The organism is Paracoccus angustae (genome assembly GCF_042648745.1).
GTDB classification, from domain to species: Bacteria; Pseudomonadota; Alphaproteobacteria; order Rhodobacterales; family Rhodobacteraceae; genus Paracoccus; species Paracoccus angustae.
The window spans coordinates 214678-228958 of the sequence record NZ_JBHRXY010000003.1; the positions used below are offsets into that span (position 1 = coordinate 214678).

Annotated in this window: 15 protein-coding genes; 9 read left to right on the top strand and 6 right to left on the bottom strand. The window is 70.4% G+C overall.

From position 1 onward, the window contains the following. The first annotated feature begins 21 nt into the window (after nt 1–21). Both ACFOM8_RS06600 and ACFOM8_RS06605 read left to right on the top strand, forming a co-directional pair. On the top strand, nt 22–789 hold the full coding sequence (locus ACFOM8_RS06600; protein ID WP_377760441.1) for an AzlC family ABC transporter permease: 768 nt from the start codon (nt 22–24) through the stop codon (nt 787–789). Beyond that, complete coding sequence (locus ACFOM8_RS06605) at nt 786–1118, top strand: AzlD domain-containing protein (RefSeq protein WP_377760442.1); 333 nt, start codon at nt 786–788, stop codon at nt 1116–1118. Before ACFOM8_RS06600 ends, ACFOM8_RS06605 begins: the two co-directional genes overlap by 4 nt. On the opposite strand, the gene ACFOM8_RS06610 is transcribed toward ACFOM8_RS06605, so the two are convergent. From ACFOM8_RS06610 to ACFOM8_RS06625, 4 genes are read right to left on the bottom strand one after another with little or no spacing between them, the layout of a single operon-like run. Continuing rightward, nucleotides 1106–1726: a hypothetical protein gene (locus ACFOM8_RS06610; protein WP_377760444.1), complete on the bottom strand. Its 621-nt coding sequence runs from the start codon at nt 1724–1726 to the stop codon at nt 1106–1108. The genes ACFOM8_RS06605 and ACFOM8_RS06610 overlap by 13 nt on opposite strands. Nucleotides 1727–1745: 19 nt before the next feature. Next, entirely contained in the window at nt 1746–1901 is a 156-nt protein-coding gene (locus tag ACFOM8_RS06615; protein WP_377760446.1) for an aa3-type cytochrome c oxidase subunit IV, read from the bottom strand. A 55-nt stretch (nt 1902–1956) separates the two neighbouring features. Next, on the bottom strand, nt 1957–2979 hold the full coding sequence (locus ACFOM8_RS06620; RefSeq protein ID WP_377760447.1) for an MBL fold metallo-hydrolase: 1023 nt from the start codon (nt 2977–2979) through the stop codon (nt 1957–1959). Further along, nucleotides 2976–4673, bottom strand: a complete 1698-nt coding sequence (locus ACFOM8_RS06625; protein WP_377760449.1) for an acyl-CoA dehydrogenase — start codon at nt 4671–4673, stop codon at nt 2976–2978. Before ACFOM8_RS06625 ends, ACFOM8_RS06620 begins: the two co-directional genes overlap by 4 nt. A 112-nt stretch (nt 4674–4785) precedes the next feature. On the opposite strand from ACFOM8_RS06625, the gene ACFOM8_RS06630 reads away from it, so the two are divergent. Then, nucleotides 4786–5823, top strand: coding sequence for an L-threonylcarbamoyladenylate synthase (locus ACFOM8_RS06630; RefSeq protein ID WP_377760451.1), 1038 nt, complete (start codon nt 4786–4788; stop codon nt 5821–5823). Here the strand turns inward: ACFOM8_RS06630 and ACFOM8_RS06635 are convergent. Next, entirely contained in the window at nt 5802–7229 is a 1428-nt protein-coding gene (locus ACFOM8_RS06635) for a Glu/Leu/Phe/Val family dehydrogenase (protein WP_377760452.1), read from the bottom strand. The genes ACFOM8_RS06630 and ACFOM8_RS06635 overlap by 22 nt on opposite strands. Nucleotides 7230–7457: 228 nt before the next feature. On the opposite strand from ACFOM8_RS06635, the gene ACFOM8_RS06640 reads away from it, so the two are divergent. The 4 genes from ACFOM8_RS06640 (at nt 7458) to ACFOM8_RS06655 (ending at nt 9261) form a co-directional block, all read left to right on the top strand. After that, on the top strand, nt 7458–8108 hold the full coding sequence (locus tag ACFOM8_RS06640; protein ID WP_377760454.1) for a TetR/AcrR family transcriptional regulator: 651 nt from the start codon (nt 7458–7460) through the stop codon (nt 8106–8108). Nucleotides 8109–8210: 102 nt separating this feature from the next. After that, a complete protein-coding gene (locus ACFOM8_RS06645) occupies nt 8211–8573 on the top strand; it encodes a hypothetical protein (protein ID WP_377760456.1) in 363 nt (120 codons plus the stop codon). Nucleotides 8574–8578: 5 nt separating this feature from the next. Next, complete coding sequence (locus ACFOM8_RS06650; RefSeq protein ID WP_377760457.1) at nt 8579–8863, top strand: I78 family peptidase inhibitor; 285 nt, start codon at nt 8579–8581, stop codon at nt 8861–8863. Between the two features lie 65 nt (nt 8864–8928). After that, entirely contained in the window at nt 8929–9261 is a 333-nt protein-coding gene (locus tag ACFOM8_RS06655; RefSeq protein WP_377760624.1) for a DUF2794 domain-containing protein, read from the top strand. Between the two features lie 10 nt (nt 9262–9271). Here ACFOM8_RS06655 and hrpB read toward each other — a convergent pair whose 3' ends face one another. Continuing rightward, on the bottom strand, nt 9272–11731 hold the full coding sequence (gene hrpB, locus ACFOM8_RS06660) for an ATP-dependent helicase HrpB (protein ID WP_377760459.1): 2460 nt from the start codon (nt 11729–11731) through the stop codon (nt 9272–9274). 111 nt (nt 11732–11842) lie between these two features. Here hrpB and ACFOM8_RS06665 point away from each other — a divergent pair, with 111 nt between their 5' ends. Continuing rightward, on the top strand, nt 11843–13210 hold the full coding sequence (locus ACFOM8_RS06665; protein ID WP_377760461.1) for a YcjX family GTP-binding protein: 1368 nt from the start codon (nt 11843–11845) through the stop codon (nt 13208–13210). Continuing rightward, nucleotides 13207–14262 (top strand): YcjF family protein, encoded by a 1056-nt coding sequence (locus ACFOM8_RS06670; RefSeq protein ID WP_377760463.1) that lies wholly within the window; start codon nt 13207–13209, stop codon nt 14260–14262. The genes ACFOM8_RS06665 and ACFOM8_RS06670 overlap by 4 nt, the downstream gene beginning before the upstream one ends. Nucleotides 14263–14281: the final 19 nt, after the last annotated feature.

Below are 14281 nucleotides of genomic sequence, written 5' to 3' on the forward strand. Positions count from 1 at the left end.
CCGATCCCAAGCGAAACCCCCATGTCGCCGACACCTCATCCCCGCCCCGACGCCCGGCAGCCCCTTGCCGATGGCGGCGCGATGCCCACCAGCCGCGCGATGTTCCGCCGCGGCGCGGTGAAGTCCCTGCCCTTCCTGATCGTGATGATCCCCTTTGCGCTGCTGTTCGGCGTGGTCGCGCTGGAAGCGGGGATGGACGTGGCCCAGGTGCTGGGCTTTTCCGTGCTGGTGCTGGCGGGCGCCTCGCAGTTCACGGCCGTGCAGCTTCTGTCCGACAACGCCCCGGTGATCGTGGTGATCCTGTCCTGCCTGGCGGTGAACCTGCGCATGGCGATGTATTCGGCGTCCCTGGTGCCCTGGCTGCGCGACGCCTCGGCCCCACAAAAGGCCTGGGTCGCCTATGCGCTGGTTGATCAAAGCTATGCCCTGTCCATTCAGGAATACGAGGCCAATCCCCGCATGGCCCTGCCGCAGCGGCTGGCCTTTTTCGCGGGCGTGGTGGTGGTGGTCTGCCTGCCCTGGATGATCTTTTCCTGGGTCGGCGCAACGGTGGGCCGGGCCATTCCCGACGACATCGCGCTGGATTTCGCCATGCCGATCACCTTTCTGGCGATGATCGCGCCGATGCTGCGCACGCCCGCGCATCTAGCCGCCTGCTTTGTGGCCGTGTCGGGATCGCTGGCCTTCGCGGGCCTGCCCTCGGGCCTGGGGCTGCTGATCGCGGCGCCCCTGGGCATGGCGGCCGGCGCCGCGGTCGAGGTGTGGTCGGGACGGAGGGCAAGGGCATGAGCAACGGCACGTCCGACCTGACCATCTGGTTCGTGATCGTGGTGCTGGGGATCGGCACCTTTCTGATCCGCTGGTCCTTCCTGGGCACTCTGGGCGAACGGGAACTGCCGGGATGGGTGCTGCGGATGCTGCGCTATACGCCGGTGGCGGTGCTGCCCGCGCTGGTCGCGCCGCTGGTGGTCTGGCCCGCCGCGACCGGGGGCCAGCCCGATCCGGCGCGGATGGCCGCCGCCACGGTCACGGTGGCGGTCGGCCTGTGGACGAAGAACATGATCGGGGCCATCGGGGCGGGCGCGGTCACGCTGTTCGGCCTGCTTTACATGTTGTAGCCGACGATCCTTCCGTCCTTCTGGCGCAGCAGCACGTCGTGGTTGTTGGCCGGATCGCCGTCCATGTGGCGCTTGGACTGCACCCCCGGCAGCGTCAGGAACCAGTTGCGCAGCCTGATCGGGCTGAAGCCGGTCGGCGCGTTCTCGAACCCCGGCACGCGGCTCAGCGCCCTGCCGGTGTTCACCGCGCAATAGCTTTTGGGCGAGGCGCCCTGCGATTCGACCGCGCGGATCGCGGCGTCTGCCACCTCGCGGCTGACGAAAACGGTATCCTCGGCCACCCAATAGGTGCGGCGGGCGTGGTAGTCGATGTAGAAGTTCTTGAAATTGTCGGTGATGCCGTAAAGCACGTCGTTGCGTTCGGGGATGCGCGGATGTTCCCAGCTTCCGGCCGGGTCATAGATGACGCGCTGGCTGCCGTTGACCATCAGCCCCGAATGCCCGCCTTCGCCGCGCGGGATGCCGATCACCGTCAGCAGCGTGATCGAGGGCGGTTCGCTTGACACGAAACGCGCGGCGCGCACCTCCTCGTCCGAATCCCAGACCTTTTGGGCGCATGCGGCAAGGGCGGCGGGCAGCATCGCCGCCAGGAAGATCCGTCTTTTCATGAAAGTTCCATCCGCCGGATCAGCTGTTGACCAGGGCCATGAAGATCAGAACCAGGATCGACAGGATCGCGGTCCAGGTGGCGAACTTGATGAAGCCCGCAAAGGTCTTCTTCTGTTCGGTGATGTCCATGGTGCCGATCTTGTGTTCGGTGATCTCGTGGTGATGCGTGGCCATGTGCCCGTTTCTCCTGTCCGGTTCGCCCTTGCGATAGCCGAAAGCGGCTGCCCTGTCACGCCCCCCACAGCACCGCGCCGCCCTTGTGTCCCATGACGGTCACGGCCCCCAGGCGGCGCAGGTGGTTCACATGGGCCACCGCCTCGACCAGGGCCAGGCCGAACTCTGCGGCGCCGATGCGGCGCTTGAACAGGATCTCGAAGCAGCCGACCGCCGTGCGCGGTTCCTCCCGCAGCGCCGCGGCCATCCGGTCCAGGGCATTGCGATGGTTGTCGATCAGCTGCCGCAGCCGGGTGGGCAGCCCCGTGAAGGGCAGCTTGTGGCCGGGCAGGACCAGATGCCGCGCTTGGGCCAGGTCCAGCATCCGTTCGCAGCTTTCCAGCCACTCGCCCACCGGGTCGGCCTCGGGTTCGGTCGGATAAACCCCCAGGTTCGGCGAGATCGAGGGCAGAAGCTGGTCGCCCCCGATCACCAGATCGTCGTCCAGCGACCAGAAGGTCGCATGGCAGGGCGCATGGCCGTGGCCCATGGCGACGCGCCAGCGGCGGTTGCCGAACGCGACCTGCTGGCCGTCGGTCAGGCGGGTGAAGCCCAGCGGCAGCGGATGAACCACGTCGGCGAAGTTGAAGGGCCTTTCGGCGGCGCGCTGTTCCAGCAGGTCAGGCGGCATCCCGGCGCGCCGCCAGAAGGCCAGCTGTTCCGCCGTGGCCCGGTCCTGACGGTCCAGAACCAGCATCCGCGCGGTCAGCCAGGCCGTGCGGCTCATCAGCAGCTCGGCGGTGTCGCGCGCCATGAACCATCCCGCCAGGCCGATATGGTCGGGGTGGTGATGCGTGCCGATCACGCGCCGGACCGGCCTGCCCGCCAGCGGTCCGGTCCGCAGCGCCTGCCAGGTTTCGCGCGCCGCGGGCGTGTCGAATCCGGTATCAACCAGCGTCCAGCCGTCTTCCTCCTCCAGCGCGTAGACATTGACGTGATCCAGCGCCATCGGCAGGGGCAGGCGCATCCACAACACGCCGGGCGCGACCGTCACCGCCTCGCCGGGGGCGGGCGGCACATCGAAGGCATGGGCGATCACGCGGCGACATCGCCGGCAAGGGCCGCGTCGCTGACGCCCGTCAGGTCGTCCAGACCCGCCACGGCCTCGGCCAGGTCGGACGCATGGCGCGGCAGCACGCGGGCCATGAAGACGCGGGCCAGCGCCGCGTGCGATTCGCCCCCGGCCTGCGCCGCGCGCAGATGGTAAAGCCCGCCCAGCACGCGCGCAAAGGCCGTCAGATAGGGCACCGCCCCCGCGAAGCGCACCGGCAGGTCGCGTTCCAGCAGCGCATGGGTCGCCTCGCGCAGGGTCTCCGAGGCCTGCCACAGCTGGTTCGCCCATTGCGGATGACCGGCCTGCGCAAGCTTGGCGCCGTCCGCGATCTCGTCCAAAAGGCGCAAGGCGGCGTCGCCCCCGTCCGACAGCTTGCGGCCGACAAGATCCATGGCCTGGATGCCGTTGGTGCCTTCGTAGATCGGCGTGATGCGCACGTCGCGCAGATACTGGGCGGCGCCGGTTTCCTCGACATAGCCCATGCCGCCATGGATCTGCACGCCCATGTCGGCCACGCGGCAGCCGACATCGGTCCCGTAGGCCTTGGCGATGGGCGTCAGAAAGGCCGCGCGGGCGGCGTGGACCGCATCGCCCGTCGCGCGCTCCAGGTCGATGGCGGTCGCGCAGGCCAGGGCGATGGCGCGGGCGGCGAACACCTCGGCCCGGGCGGTGGCCAGCATCCGGCGCACGTCGGGATGGCCGATGATCGGCCCCATCTGGTTGCGGTCCGCCGCATAGGCCACCGCCTGCTGCAACGCCGCCTCGGCCACGCCGACGCCCTGCATCCCCACGCCCAGCCGGGCCACGTTCATCATGGTGAACATCGCGGCCATGCCCTTGTGCGGGCCGCCCACCAGCCAGCCGGTCGCGCCCTCGAAGCTCATCACGCAGGTGGGGCTGCCGTGAATGCCCAGCTTTTCCTCGAGGCTGACGACCTTGAGGCTGTTTGCCACGCCCGGCTCGCCCCGGTCGTCGGGGATGAACTTCGGCACCATGAACAGGCTGATGCCCTTGGTGCCCCTGGGCGCGTCGGGCAGGCGCGCCAGCACCAGGTGGCAGACGTTTTCGGTCACGTCGCTGTCGCCCCAGGTGATGAAGATCTTCTGTCCGGTGATCCGATAGGTGCCGTCGTCCTGCGGTTCGGCCTTGGTCGCAAGCGCCCCCACGTCGCTGCCCGCGCCGGGTTCCGTAAGGTTCATCGTTCCCGACCATTCGCCGGAAATCAGCTTGGGCAGATACAGCGCCTTCAGGTCGTCGCCGGCGTGATGCTCCAGCGCCTCGATCTGGCCCTGGGTCAGCAGGGGGTTCAGTTGCAGGGCCAGGCAGGCCCCCGACATCATCTCGGCCACGGCCATGTTCAGGGCCTGGGGCAGGCCCATGCCGCCGTGTTCGGGATCGGCGGCCAGCCCGATCCAGCCGCCTTCGGCAATGGCGCGGAACCCCTCGGCGTAGCCGGGCGAGGATCGGACGCGCCCGTTCTCCAGCACCGCCGGATGTTCGTCGCCCCTGCGGTTCAGCGGCGCCAGGACGTTGGTCGCCAGCTTTCCCGCCTCGGCCAGGATGGCGGACGCGGTATCGGCCGTGGCCTCGGCGAAGCGGCCGGTCCGGGACAGGTCGGCAAAGGGCACGACATGGTTCAGGATGAAGTCGATCTGCGCGACAGGCGCCTTGTAGCTCATCTGATCCCCCCATTGGCGCCTTGGCAATCGGGCCGGGCGCGACTATTCAGACTGGTGTTCCGGCCATCTTAGGGGGGTTCGGACAAGGCTCAACCGAAACCCGGCGTCACGGATGCGGACCGAACAGCTGTTGCCAGACCAGATGGGCATGGCCCGCGCCGCCATCCTGCTGGCGGCGGGCGAGGTCGTGGCGATCCCAACCGAGACGGTCTATGGCCTGGCGGGGGATGCGCGCAACGGGCGGGCGGTCGCGCGGATCTACCAGGCCAAGGGGCGGCCTTCCTTCAACCCGCTGATCGTGCATGTCCCCGACCTGGACACCGCACGGACCATCGCCGATCTTCCGCCCGAGGCCGAGGCGCTGGCCGCCGCCTTCTGGCCCGGCGCCCTGACCCTGGTGCTGCCGCTGCGCCCGGATGCGGGCATCGCCTCGCTGGTCACGGCGGGACTGCCCACCATCGCCATCCGCCTGCCCGCCCATCCGGTAGCCCAGGCCCTGCTGCGCCTGACCGGCCCGCTGGCCGCGCCCTCGGCCAACGCCTCGGGCCGGATCAGCCCGACCAGTGCCGCGCATGTGCTGGACCCCGACGGCGGACTGGAGGGACGCATCAGCGCCGTTCTGGACGCCGGACCCTGCCCGGTGGGCCTGGAATCCACCATCGTCGGCTGGCCCCAGGGCCGCGCCACGCTGCTGCGCCCCGGCGGCATCCCGGCCGAGGCGATCGCCGATGCCCTGGGCCAGCCGCTGGACTCGCACAAGGCCGACCCCGCCGCCCCGAACGCGCCGGGGCAACTGACCAGCCACTATGCCCCGAATGCCCCGCTGCGCCTGAACGCCGCCGACCCCGCCCCGGGCGAAACCCATGTCGCCTTTGCCGCCCCCGGTCCCTTCACGCTGTCGGAAACCGGCGACCTGACCCAGGCCGCCGCCCGCCTGTTCGACATCCTGCGCCGCGCCGACCGCGAGGGCCGCCCCATCGCGGTGGCGCCGGTCCCGGACCACGGCCTCGGCGCCGCCATCAACGACCGCCTGCGCCGCGCCGCCGCGCCCCGGCACCGGGTTTTCTCCGTTGCCGAAATACCCCGGGGGGAGTCCGAAGGACGGGGGGCGGCGCCCCCCCGCCCCCCTCACAACCCCAGCGAGCCGTAGACATTGGCGATCCGCCGGATCGCCACGACATAGCCCGCGGTGCGCATGTCATCGACCTTCGGGTTCGACATCCACACGTCCTTCATCTTCTTGAAGGCTTCGCGCATGGTGTCGTCCAGGCCCGACCGGACCAGGTCCAGTTCGTCCGCGCCATGCAGGAAGGCTTCCTTGAAGCCGCGCGCCAGTTCGAAATTCGTGCCCGTGTCGGCCGAGATCCTCTCCAGCTCCTCGACCAGCATCCGGGCGCGGGCTTCCTCGTGGCGGCGCTCCAGGCGGCCCAGGCTGATCTGCGACAGGTTCTTGACCCATTCGAAATAGCTGACCGTGACGCCGCCCGCGTTGGCATACATGTCGGGGATGATGACCACGCCCTTGCGCTTGAGGATCTCGTCCGCGTCGGCGGTGACGGGACCGTTCGCGGCCTCGATGATCAGCCTGGCGCGGATGCGGTCGGCATTGCCGTCGTGGATCACGCTTTCCACCGCCGCCGGGATCAGGATGTCGCAGTCGTCCTCCAGCGCGGCCAGGCCGTTCTCGCGGTATTCGCCGCCGGCAAAGCCCTTGATGCCGCCGGTCGCGCGGATATGGCCGCGCAGCGAGTCGATGTTGATGCCCTGCGGGTTCGTGATCGCCCCGTCGCGCTCGATCACGCAGGTGATCAGGGCCTTGTCCTCGACCGACAGGAACTGCGCCGCGTGATAGCCCACGTTGCCCAGGCCCTGCACGATCACCCGCTTGCCCGCGAGACCCCCTTCCAGCCCGGCCCTCTTCATCACGTCCGCGTGGCGGAAGAACTCGCGCAGCGCGTATTGCACGCCCCGCCCGGTGGCCTCGACGCGGCCCTCGATGCCGCCCGCATGGCGCGGCTTGCCGGTGACGCAGGCCTTGGCGTTGATGTCGTCGGGATGCAGCCGCTTGTAGGCATCGGCCATCCAGGCCATCTCGCGTTCCCCGGTCCCCATGTCGGGCGCCGGCACGTTCTGCGACGGGGAAATCAGGTTCCGCCGCGACAGCTCGTAGGTGAAGCGCCGGGTGATGCGTTCCAGCTCGTCCTCGTTCCAGGCGCGCGGGTCGATGCACAGCCCCCCCTTGGACCCGCCGAAGGGCACCTCGACCAGGGCGCATTTGTAGGTCATCAGCGCGGCCAGGGCCTCGACCTCGTCCTGGGTCACGTCGGGCGAATAGCGGATGCCGCCCTTGACCGGCTCCATGTGTTCGGAATGGACCGAGCGATAGCCGGTGAAGGTGTGGATCTGCCCGCGCAGACGCACCCCGAAGCGCACGGTATAGGTCGAGTTGCAGACCCGGATCTTTTCCTCGAGGCCCGGTTGCAGGTCCATCAGACCGGCCGCATGGGTGAACATCCGTTCGACCGAATCGCGGAAGGATGTGTGGGGGATCGTCATCGGCAGCTCCTGAACAACGTCGCCGGTTGGGTGACGACGGGGAAGCTATGCCAGCCGGACCGCGGGTGCCAACCCCGAACTGAACAAAAACGAGGCATTTTCGTTTTGCTGGTTCCCGTGCCGTGATGCCGTTGCGCCACGATCGGCCCTTGTGCGCCGGCATGGCCGTGCAATCGGGGATTGAACCTAACGGACAAGCTGCTAGCAATGCCTGATTTGGACTTGAAGATGATGCGAACTCAATCGGTTATTCAAGGCCGCAAATTCGGGCAGGTGGTCAGCGGCGCCGGCGCCGTTTTCCTGCGCGACGGCTTTGCCGGGGCCAGCGTGGACGACATCGCCCGGGCCGCGCAGGTGTCCAAGGCGACGATCTACAGCTATTTTCCCGACAAGGCGCTGATGTTCCGGGAGGCCATGCGGTCCGAGATCGCGCGCCTGGAGGGCAGCTTCACCCTGGACATCGACCCGGACCTGCCGCCCGACCAGGCCGTGCCGCGCATCGCCGCGCGGGCCGCGGAATGGATGGCCGATCCGCACCGGGTCAGCCTGTGCCGCGCCCTTCTGGCCGAGGCGCCGCGGTTTGCCGATGTCGCCGCGCTGTTTCAGGACAGCCTGTCGCGGCTGCTGCGCGATCCGGTCCGGGCGCATCTGGACCGATGGGCCGGGGCAGGGCTTCTGGCGATCGACGACACCGACCTCGCGGCCGGGCAGCTGGTCGGCCTGGCGGGGGCGCATTGCTCGCTCCAGTTGCTGGGCACGCCGCAGGCCGCCTCGGCCGAGCTTGCCCGGTCCTCCGCGCGGGACGCCGCCGCGCTGTTTCTGCGCGCCTATGCGCCGGTCCCGCGGCAGGACCGGCGGCGCGGCGGCGGGACGTGCTGATGCAAACGTGAAAATCGGCGCGCCTTCTCAAGCCCCTGCGCGGCCTGTATCATCGGCACCCGAGCCCGCGACAGACGGGCGCCGCCCGAGGGAAGAACGATCATGACAACCATCAAGCTTCTGCTGCCCCTGCTTGCCGCCACGGCCCTCGCGTCGGGCTGCATGGCCCCGGCGCCCATGCCCGCGCCCGTGCCGGAGCCCGCGCCCGTGGCCTATGTCCCGCCCGCGCCGGAGCCCGTGGCCGGCGTTGCCGGCCTGACCGAGCGCAAGCCAGACCTGTGCGGCGCCACCAAGAACCATGCCTCGGCCGTGGGCCAGCCCGGCAGCGTGATCCCGACCCTGGGCATCACCAAGGAATACCGGGTCGTGGAATACCGCGGGATCGAGCCGCAGGAATACGACCCCAACCGGATCGTCTTCCGCCTGGACGCGGCGGGCGTCATCACCAACGTCGATTGCGGATGATCATCATGAACACCCGATCCCTTGTTCTTGGACTGGCCGCCGCGGCAGCCCTTGCCGGTTGCGAGCCGATGCCGGCCGAACCCCTGCCCGATGCCGCGCCGGACACCTGCCGCGCCTCGGCCTATCAGGGGCTGGTGGGCCAGCCGGTCGCGGTTCTGGGCGCCATGACCTTTCCGATCGGCACCCGCCAGATCGGCCCCGACGACCCCGTGACATCCGATTTCCGGCCCGAGCGGCTGAACATCGAATACGGCCGCACCGGACGGATCGAGAAGGTCGGCTGCTACTGATCCGGGGCCGCCGCCCGTTTTCGGCATTGCCATGCGGGCGGCGGACTGTCACCATCGCCTTCATGATGAACGCCAGCCCGCCGTTTCACGCCGACCCGGACCGCGTCGTCTTCGACCGGGCGGAACTGTCGCTGATCCTGTCCGTTTACGGCCGCTTCGTTGCAGCGGGGGAATGGCGCGATTACGCGATGTCCTTTCTGCGCGACGCCGCCGTGTTCAGCGTCTTCCGCCGCGCGGCGGAACACCCCCTTTACCGCATCGAGAAACGCCCCCGGCTGCGCGCGGCCCAGGGCGCCTATGCGGTGATCGCCATGGACGGGCGCATCCTCAAGCGCGGGCATGACCTGGCCCAGGTGCTGCGGGTCTTCGACAAGGCGCTGATCCGCGCGGTGGATTAGATCCGGGCGACTAGGTGCCGCGCGGCCTGGCCCGCGTGGTGGGATCGGCCTCGCGCGGATCCTCGGGCCAGGGATGGCGAGGATAGCGCCCGCGCATGTCCTTTCTCACATCGGCATAGGAGGACGCCCAGAACCCCGGCAGATCGGTCGTCACCTGCACCGGCTTGCCGCCCGGCGACAGCAGGCTGATGCGCAGGGGCCGCCCGCCCACGACCGGATGACGCGTCACGCCGAACAGCTCCTGCAAGCGCAGTTCGACCGAGGGCTGCTCGTGGTCATAGTCGATCGGCACCTTGCGGCCCAGGGGGGTCACGAAATGCGCCGGGACCTCCCGGTCCAGCCGCTGCTGGCCGTTCCAGCCGATCCGGGCCTTCAGCGGTTCCGTCAGATCCAGCCCGCGCAGATCGGCCAGCGTCCTGACGCGCCCCAGCCAGGGCAGCAGCCAGGCCCCATCCGCCAGCAAGGCCGCATCCTCGACCGGACCCAGATCCGGCAGCAGGGCAATGCGCGCCCGCAGCCTGGCCGCGGCGGGGGTCCAAGGCAGGCCGTCCAGCCGCAGCCCCTCCAGGGCGGCTTGCGCGATGGCCCCTTCCGGCGCATCCGGCCAGGCCCGATCCGACAAAACCAAGGCTCCCAGCCGGTCCTGCACCCGCGCCAGAACCCGCCCTTCGCGCCGCGACCATTCGCATATCTCGACCGTCTCGATCCGGTCGCCATGCAGCGCGCGCAGATCGGCCTCGGACAGCCGGGCGGCCATGCGGATCCGCGCCTCGCGCGCATCCCCGTCCAGATCGGCGGCCGCGATCAGGCGTTGCGACGCCATCGGATCGCCCCCGTCCAGAACCGCGCCCTTGCCGCCCGACAGGACATATCGCGGCTCGTCCCCCTTGCGGCGCAGCCCGATCCGGTCGGGATAGGCCAGCGAGACCATGCCCCCCGTTTCATCTTTGCCCAAATATCCTCGGGGGGTGCGGGGGGCGGAAGGCCCCCCGCCGTCGCGGGACGCAACAAGACGCCGCAGTCGGGCGGCCTCGTCCCGGATCTGCTGGATCACGGCCCGGTCGGCCTCATGGGGAAAGCGCGCGGCAAATCCCTTGGGGTCGCGCACCGCCGCCAGCCGCAGCGCCAGATCGGCGGGCGCGCCGCGCAGGGGATCGCGGTTCGACAGCAGCGCCGCGACATCCGCCGCGTCCGGCCCCGCGCGCAGCAGCATATGCGCCAGCCGGGGATGCAGCGGCAGCCGCGCCAGGGCGCGCCCGTGATCGGTGATGCGGCCGCCCCCATCCAGGCCCTCCAGCCCTCGCAGCAGGGCGCGCGCCTCGGACAAGGCCGCCTCGGGCGGGGGCGTCAGAAAGGCGAGATCCCCCGGCTCGGCCCCCCAGGCCGCCAGTTCCAGCGCCAGCCCGGCCAGATCGGCCACGGCGATCTCGGGCGGGGCAAAGGCGGGCAGCGCGCCCTCCTCGGCGCGCGCCCACATGCGATAGCAGATGCCCGGCGCCACGCGGCCCGCCCTGCCGCGGCGCTGATCGGCCTCGGCCCGGCTGACGCGTTCCGTGACCAGCCGCGACATGCCCGAACCCGGATCGAACCGCGCCCGCCGCGCCCGCCCCGCATCGACCACCACCCGCACCGCCGGAATGGTCAGCGAGGTTTCGGCGATCGCCGTCGCCAGCACGATCCGCCGCCGCGCGCCGGGGGGCGACAGCGCCGCCCGCTGGTCCGCGGGCTTCAGCGCGCCATACAGCGGCAGCACCTCGCACCCGCCGCCCAGTTGCGCCATCACCCGCCGGATCTCGCCCTCGCCCGGCAGAAAGGCCAGAACCGTGCCGCCGGCGTCGCGGGTTTCAAGTTCGGCCAGGGCGATCAGCCGCGCGGCCTCATCGGCCAGGCGCGAGCCGGGCGGCAGGGGCCGAGGCAGCCAGCGCGTCTCGACCGGAAAGGCCCGGCCCTCGGACCGGATCACCGGCGCGCCGTCCAGCAAGGCCGCCACGGGTTCGGCGTCCAGCGTGGCCGACATCACCAGCACCGCCAGATCCTCGCGCAGCGCCCCTCTGGCCTCCCAGACCAGGGCCAGGCCCAGGTCGGCGTTCAGGCTGCGTTCGTGGAATTCGTCGAAGATCACGCAGCCGACGCCTTCCAGCGCGGGATCGGACTGGATCATCCGCGTCAGGATGCCCTCGGTCACGACCTCGATCCGGCTGCCCGCGACCGATTCGCCGCGCATCCGGTATCCGACCCGCGCGCCCAAGCCTTCGCCCACCTGCTCGGCCAGCCGCTCCGCCGCCGCGCGGGCGGCCAGCCGCCGAGGCTCCAGCATCACGATCTTTCCCGCCACCTGATCCAGCAAAGCCAGCGGCACCCGCGTGGTCTTGCCCGCACCCGGGGGCGCGACCAGCACCGCCCGGCCGTGCGCGGCCAGGGCGTCGCGCAGCGCGGGCAAAACATCGTCGACAGGCAACCGATCCATCATCCCCGCGTTATGTCGCAACGGCGGGCCAAGCGGAACCCCGGCCCGCCGCCCTATGCAAAGCCGCGGCCCACCCTTATCTTTCGGCAAAGACGGCAGAAAACGGCAGGCGGAATGGGTATCGGCAGCAGCATGATGGCAGGCATCGGCCTGGGCGATCCGGTGATCCGGCTGGGGGTCACGGGCCTGTCCCGCGCGGGCAAGACGGTGTTCATCACCTCGCTCGTGGCGAACCTGATGGACCGGGGCCGGATGCACGCCCTGCGCGCCGCGGCCGACGGCTCGATCAAGGCGGCCTGGCTGCAACCGCAGCCCGACGACACCATCCCGCGCTTCGATTTCGAACGCCACCTGGCCGCCCTGACCGGCCCCGCGCCCCAGTGGCCCGAAGGGACGCGCCATGTCAGCCAGCTGCGCCTGTCGCTGCGCCTGGACCCCAAGGGGCTGCTGGGCGGGCTGACCGGGCCGCGCACCGTGCATCTGGACATTGTTGATTATCCCGGCGAATGGCTGCTGGACCTGCGCCTGATGGAAAAGGACTTTTCCGAATGGTCGGCCGAGGTTCTGGACCGCATGGCAGGCCGCCCCGGGGCGGACGATTACCAAACGGCGCTGAACGGCCTGAACCCCGACCGCTTCGACGAGCCCACCGCGCAGTCCCTGGCCCGGACCTATACCGCCCATCTCCACGCCGCCCGCGAGGCGGGCTGGTCCGACTGCACCCCCGGCCGCTTCCTGATCCCCGGAGAGATGGAGGGATCCCCCGCCCTGACCTTCGCCCCCCTGCCCGCGTCCTTTGCCGCAGGCCGGCTGCACAAGGAATTCCGCCGCCGCTTTGACGCCTACAAGTCGCGGGTCGTCAAGCCGTTCTTCCGCAACCATTTCGCCCGCATCGACCGGCAGGTTGTGCTTGTCGATGTGCTGGGCGCGATCCACCAGGGGCCAAGGGCGGTCGAGGACATGCGCCGCGCCATGGCCGACGTGCTGACCGCCTTCCGCCCCGGGCGCGCGGGCTGGCTGGCCCAGCTTCTGGGCACGCGGCGGGTGGAACGCATCCTGTTCGCCGCCACCAAGGCCGACCACCTGCACCACATCCAGCACAACCGCCTGACCGCGATCCTGTCCGCCATGCTGCGAGAAGCGCGCGACCGCGCCGATTTCAGCGGTGCGCGGACCGAGGCCATGTCGATCGCCGCCCTGCGCGCCACGACCGAGGACACGATCCGCCAGGACGGCCAGGAACTGCCCGCCGTGCGCGGCAGGCTGCTGGACGGACGGCAGGCGGCGTTCTACCCGGGCGAGCTGCCCGCCGATCCCGCCGCGCTGCTGCATCCCGCCCGCGACGGGGCGCCCGCCTGGCTGGACGGCGACTACGCCATCATGAACTTCGCCCCCGCGCCCATGACCGCCCGTTCCGGCGACGGCCCGCCGCATATCCGCCTGGACCGCGCCGCCGAATTCCTGATCGGAGACCGGCTATGAGCGACGCTCCCCGCCGCGGCCCCGTGCTGATCGAACTGGACGCGCCCGCCGCCGCCCCGCGCCCCGGCCCTGCCTCTGGGCCGCGGGACGACACGCCGAACCCCGCGGACGCCCCGCCCATCGACGCGGCCGATCCCCATCTGCCCCGCCCCCGCACGATGGAGATGGTGACGCGCCTTGTCGGCCGACCGCCGTCGAGGCTGACGCGCTTCTTCGTCAATTCGGGCGTGGCGCTGTTCACCTTTCTGCTGTCCATCGCCGCGCTGAACTTCATCAACGACCTGCTGACCCGCTATCCGGTCCTGGGCTGGATCGGCGTCGCGCTGTTTGCGCTGTTCACGCTGGCGGCCCTGGGCATGGCCTGGCGCGAATATCGGGCCTGGGCGCGGTTCGCGCGCATCGACGCGATCCAGCGGCAGGCGGGCGCGGCGCTGACCGGCGACAGCATGGACCAGGCCCGCGCCGTGACCGACGGCCTGCTGGCGCTTTATCGCGACCGCCCGGAACTGCAATGGCCGCGCAAGCGGCTGGCCGACAACCGGGGCGACGTGTTTGACGCCCGCACCCTGCTGACCATGGCGGAAACCGAACTGCTGGCGCAGCTTGACCAGCAGGCGCGCCGCGAGATCGAGGCCGCCGCCCGCACCGTGGCCGCCGCCACCGCGCTGATCCCCATGGCCCTGGCCGATGTCGCCGCGGCCCTTGCCGCGAACCTGCGGATGATCCGCCGCATGGCCGAGATCTATGGCGGCCGCGCGGGCGCTGTCGGCGGCTGGCGGCTGGCGCGCACGGTCATCACCCATCTGGTCGCCACCGGCGCGGTGGCGGCGGGCGACGACCTGATCGAAACGGTGGCCGGGGGCGGGATCCTGTCGAAGGTCTCGCGCCGCTTCGGCGAGGGCGTGGTGAACGGCGCCCTGACCGCCCGCGTCGGCATCGCCGCGATGGAGGTCTGCCGCCCCCTGCCCTTTATCGCCCAACCCCGTCCCAAGGTCGGCAACCTTGTCACCCGCGGGCTTCGCGGGCTGTTCGGATCGGACGAACGCGGCTAGAACCGTCCCGAAAGGGGTT